3 protein-coding genes and 1 pseudogene are annotated in these 3,942 nt (G+C 57.2%); 1 reads left to right on the top strand and 3 read right to left on the bottom strand.

Features of this window, described 5'->3' with window-relative positions:
* Window positions 1–181 precede the first annotated feature (181 nt).
* Complete coding sequence (locus RM96_RS31330; RefSeq protein WP_039015635.1) at window positions 182–1,267, bottom strand: IS630 family transposase; 1,086 nt, start codon at window positions 1,265–1,267, stop codon at window positions 182–184.
* Window positions 1,268–1,422: 155 nt separating this feature from the next.
* Here RM96_RS31330 and RM96_RS31335 point away from each other — a divergent pair, with 155 nt between their 5' ends.
* Window positions 1,423–2,508, top strand: coding sequence for an IS630 family transposase (locus RM96_RS31335; RefSeq protein WP_039015636.1), 1,086 nt, complete (start codon window positions 1,423–1,425; stop codon window positions 2,506–2,508).
* A 127-nt stretch (window positions 2,509–2,635) separates the two neighbouring features.
* Here the strand turns inward: RM96_RS31335 and RM96_RS31340 are convergent, their stop codons facing one another.
* The gene (locus RM96_RS31340; protein ID WP_039015637.1) at window positions 2,636–3,679 is read right to left on the bottom strand and encodes a nucleotidyl transferase AbiEii/AbiGii toxin family protein; all 1,044 of its coding nucleotides are present in this window, start codon (window positions 3,677–3,679) and stop codon (window positions 2,636–2,638) included.
* Window positions 3,669–3,942 (bottom strand): annotated as a pseudogene (locus RM96_RS31345) (DUF6088 family protein); the annotation flags it as partial. The gene RM96_RS31340 and the pseudogene RM96_RS31345, both read right to left, overlap by 11 nt.

Consider the following 3,942-nt stretch of genomic DNA (forward strand, 5'->3'; position numbering starts at 1 on the left):
GGGGCAACTCGCACTCGCTCTCTCCACGCTGTGTCGCAGTAGCGCATTGGAGACGCCGAATTCATATAAGTTCTATCAAGAACGGAACACTACACTAGAACGGGCGTTATGTTCAAAAATCCACTTGCATCGCATCGATACCCCATACGTGGGGTCCACCAACCCCACCTAGTGGTGTGCGTCAAACGGATTGCATCTTATTCAGCTTGGCGCGGGCGCGTGTGACTTTCGCCAAGATGTCGGACGCTTTAGCCGTCCATATGAACGGTTTGGGATCACGATTGTGCTTGTCGATGTACTGCTCGATCGTGCTGACCAATTCGGGTATCGAGCGCAAGACTGCGCGGCGCAACTGGTTCTCTGTCAGATCACGAAAGAAGCGCTCGACCATGTTGAGCCAGGAGGCGCTGGTGGGCGTGAAATGCATGTGAAATCGTGGGTGCTTGGCCAGCCACGCTTTTACCTCAGGGTGTTTATGCGTTGCGTAATTATCGGCAATCAAATGCAGTTCCTTGTCCCTGGGGGTGCTGCGATCGATCTTGCGCAGGAAGCTCAGCCACTCCTGATGACGATGCTTCGTCTCGCACTGGCCAATGATGCTGCCATCCAGCGTGTTCAGCGCGGCAAACAATGTCGTCACACCATGGCGTTTGTAATCGTGCGTCATCGTCTGAGCGCGACCTCGTTTCATCGGCAAGCCCGGCTGGGTCCGCTCAAGCGCTTGGATCTGCGACTTCTCATCGCAACTGAAGACCAATGCGTGTTCCGGAGGATAGAGATACAACCCGACGATGTCTTCCAGCTTCTCCTTGAAGTGTTTGTCGTTCGATATCTTGAAGATTTCTACCCGATGCGGCTTGAGTCCATGCGCCTGCCAGATGCGCCGCACGCTCGCCGCGCTGACACCGCTCACCGCCGCCATACTGCGCGTGCTCCAATGCGTCGCGTTATCCGGACGCTGTTGCGTCGTCAGCGCCACGATGGCCTTGACCTTGCGTGCTGAGATCTTCGGCTTGCGCCCGGGTCGCGTCTCATCCCGCTCGATCCCCGCCACACCATTCGCGATAAAACGCGTTCGCCAGCGCGCCACCGTGCCTCGCCAAATACCGAGCTGCACACCGATCTCTTTGTCTGTGTGGCTCTGCGCCGCGAGCAATATCATCTTGGCGCGCTCGGCCAGTCGAACCGGGACCCGCCGGCCAGCCGCCCATGATTCCAACTGTTTGCGCTTGCCTTCATTCAGCTCAACTTGTGCCGCGATTCTCATGGGTTCTCCCTCCTTGCACAAACAGGAGACTCGCAAATCGCGATTAAGTTGCATTATTTATGACGCACTACACTAGTGTCCCGCGTCAGAAATTCATTGCATTATTGACACTGCGTAGTAGTCTGCGTTGAAGGCACGCAAACGGCGAGGCGGTGATGAGAGGAAGACCAAAGGCGGAACTTGTGTTGAGTGAGGTCGAACGTGAGCAACTCAAGGCGCTGACAATGCGGCGCAAGACGGCACAGGCGTTGGCCTTACGCGCGCGCATTGTGCTGGCTAGCGCTGAAGGCTTGGACAACAAGACCGTCGCGGCAAGGCAGCGTGTCACTCAGCAAACCGTATCGAAATGGCGCGCGCGCTATGTGGCACATCGGCTCGACGGACTGCTCGATGCGCCGCGACCAGGGGCACCGAGGACCATCGGTGATGCGCAGGTGGATGCGATTATTGCCCAGACGCTCGAATCCGTGCCGGCCGGCGCCACCCACTGGAGCACGCGGAGTATGGCTCGCGCGGCGAATCTATCGCCGTCGACCGTGACGCGTATCTGGCGTGCCTTTGGACTGCAGCCTCATCGACAGGAGACCTTCAAGCTCTCCACCGACCCATTGTTCGTGGAGAAGGTGCGCGATATCGTGGGGTTGTACCTCGACCCACCGCTCAAGGCCATGGTGTTGTGCGTTGACGAGAAGAGCCAGATCCAAGCACTGGACCGTACGCAGCCCATCTTGCCGCTGGCGCCAGGCCTCCCCGAGCGACGCACGCATGACTACATGCGCCATGGCACGACAACGTTGTTCGCTGCGCTGGACATCGCCACAGGAGAAGTTATCGGTGAATTGCATCGCAGGCATCGCGGCAGTGAGTTCCTGCAGTTTCTACGCACGATCGAAGCCAACGTGCCACCCACGCTCGATGTGCATCTCGTCATGGACAACTACGGCACGCACAAGACGCCGTCGATCAAGGCTTGGTTCGCTCGCCATCCGCGCTTCCATGTTCATTTCACACCGACCTCTGCCTCATGGATCAATCAGGTGGAGCGCTGGTTTGCGACCATCACTGAACAATACATTCGCCGCGGCACGCATCGCTCAACCCAACAACTTGAGCAAGCCATCCGCCAATACCTTGACCTGAACAACGCCAACCACAAGCCATTCGTGTGGACGAAGTCTGCCGATGACATCTTCGCCAGCATCAAGCGATTTTGTCTACGAATTTCTGGCGCAGGACACTAGCGTATGACCTGAATTTGCGGTCACAGCAAACGCGGATGGTTTGCTGTGACATGGATTTACGTTTCACTCAGGAATTCCGGGTGAAAGTGTCTCGCTTGACCGTCGCACCGAACCAACCTTGCCTTCATCATTGGCTCTCCGAATTTACGAGGTGCTCAAGCTCTTCGACGGCAGTGATCACCTTTGAAAAGGCTGGGACTTCACCGAAAATCATGCCGCTCATCGCCTGATAGTCCTTTTCCAAAGCTTCTCGCATATCCTCCGTTGGCGTTAGCGTAAAACTTCCCCGCCTTGCTTGATCCAAGCGCAGATCGGGGCTGCCGAAGAACATGTCCGCGTGGGTGGCACAGTCATTGGCCAAGTCATCACGCAAATGCCATCCGCTGCGCTTGGCCAATTCGAGCATGCTATGTAGATCATAGTAATGTCGTGTCACCCGCTGACCACCATGCCGGATTTCCCCTCTGTGCCCGTGCCATTGCCGAAGGCCGTGCGCAATGATCACTTTGTCCCAGAACGTCCGTTCGGGCGCCACAGTCGTCACGTTGGGAACGGCGAGATCAAGATAAGCGAGCTCATTCGCGACATATGGCGTGATGGAGGCCATTACATGCGGGTCCAGGGCCGACTTAGCTCCCGCTTCGATCTTCACTGCAGAACGGATGTACGCATTGTCGTCGGCGGTGACCGCGGGATACCAAAAAAGGATCGTCTGGTTGTCTCTGTCGGCGGGGTCAAGCTCGATCCGGTAACGTCCTGCTGGCATCTGGTCTTGCACCAGCACTTCGAATTGTTCACGCATCGGGCCTGCGATGTGGGCTTGCGCGGCTTGCCGAACTTCTTCTAGCCGCACGCGCCGCTTCTTCCCGCTTAGCGCGGCGAGTTCCGCTACCTGAACTGGCTGCCCAAGATCTTCCCGGAACACCGTTATGTCTATGTCCTCGGAAAATCTTGTGATCAACGAGAACGCTTTCGACAGCGAAGTTCCTCCCTTGAACAGGATGCGGGGCGGCTGAGCTACTCCATTGAACAGCGCATCTAGGGCCCAACACACCCAAAAATCCTTCTCGATATGCTGGACTGCCGTCCCGAGTCTTGCCGCCGTAGTTATAAACAGGTCTCGCCGGTCCGTGTCGGTTGCCTCGATGATTTGACGATAGTCAGGCTTCATGGGACACCTTCCCGTTCTTCGCATCGCATTCGCCGGTGGCGGCGCCTGTGCCATTGCAATCCAGGAGATCGCGAACAAAGGTCCGCATCCATGCTGGCATGGCACCGAGGCCGGCCATCAGGTCCTCGCGGATTGACTGACCATGGTCGGGGTGTTCGAGCACGGTGCGAAGCGCAGTTGCTATCCGCTCGCTGTCAGAGGCAATGGTGTCTTTAAGCCAATGCAATGCTTGAACGACGCGCATTGCAGGACGTCCTGCCCAA

The sequence above is a fragment of the Cupriavidus sp. IDO genome, from assembly GCF_000812465.1.
In the GTDB taxonomy this organism is placed as follows: domain Bacteria; phylum Pseudomonadota; class Gammaproteobacteria; order Burkholderiales; family Burkholderiaceae; genus Cupriavidus.

Excerpts from the sequence above, each read along its gene's own strand:
- RM96_RS31335 (WP_039015636.1), top strand. The coding sequence starts at position 1,423 with ATGAGAGGAAGACCAAAGGCGGAACTTGTGTTGAGTGAGGTCGAACGT.
- RM96_RS31340 (WP_039015637.1), bottom strand. The coding sequence starts at position 3,679 with ATGAAGCCTGACTATCGTCAAATCATCGAGGCAACCGACACGGACCGG.
- RM96_RS31330 (WP_039015635.1), bottom strand. The coding sequence starts at position 1,267 with ATGAGAATCGCGGCACAAGTTGAGCTGAATGAAGGCAAGCGCAAACAG.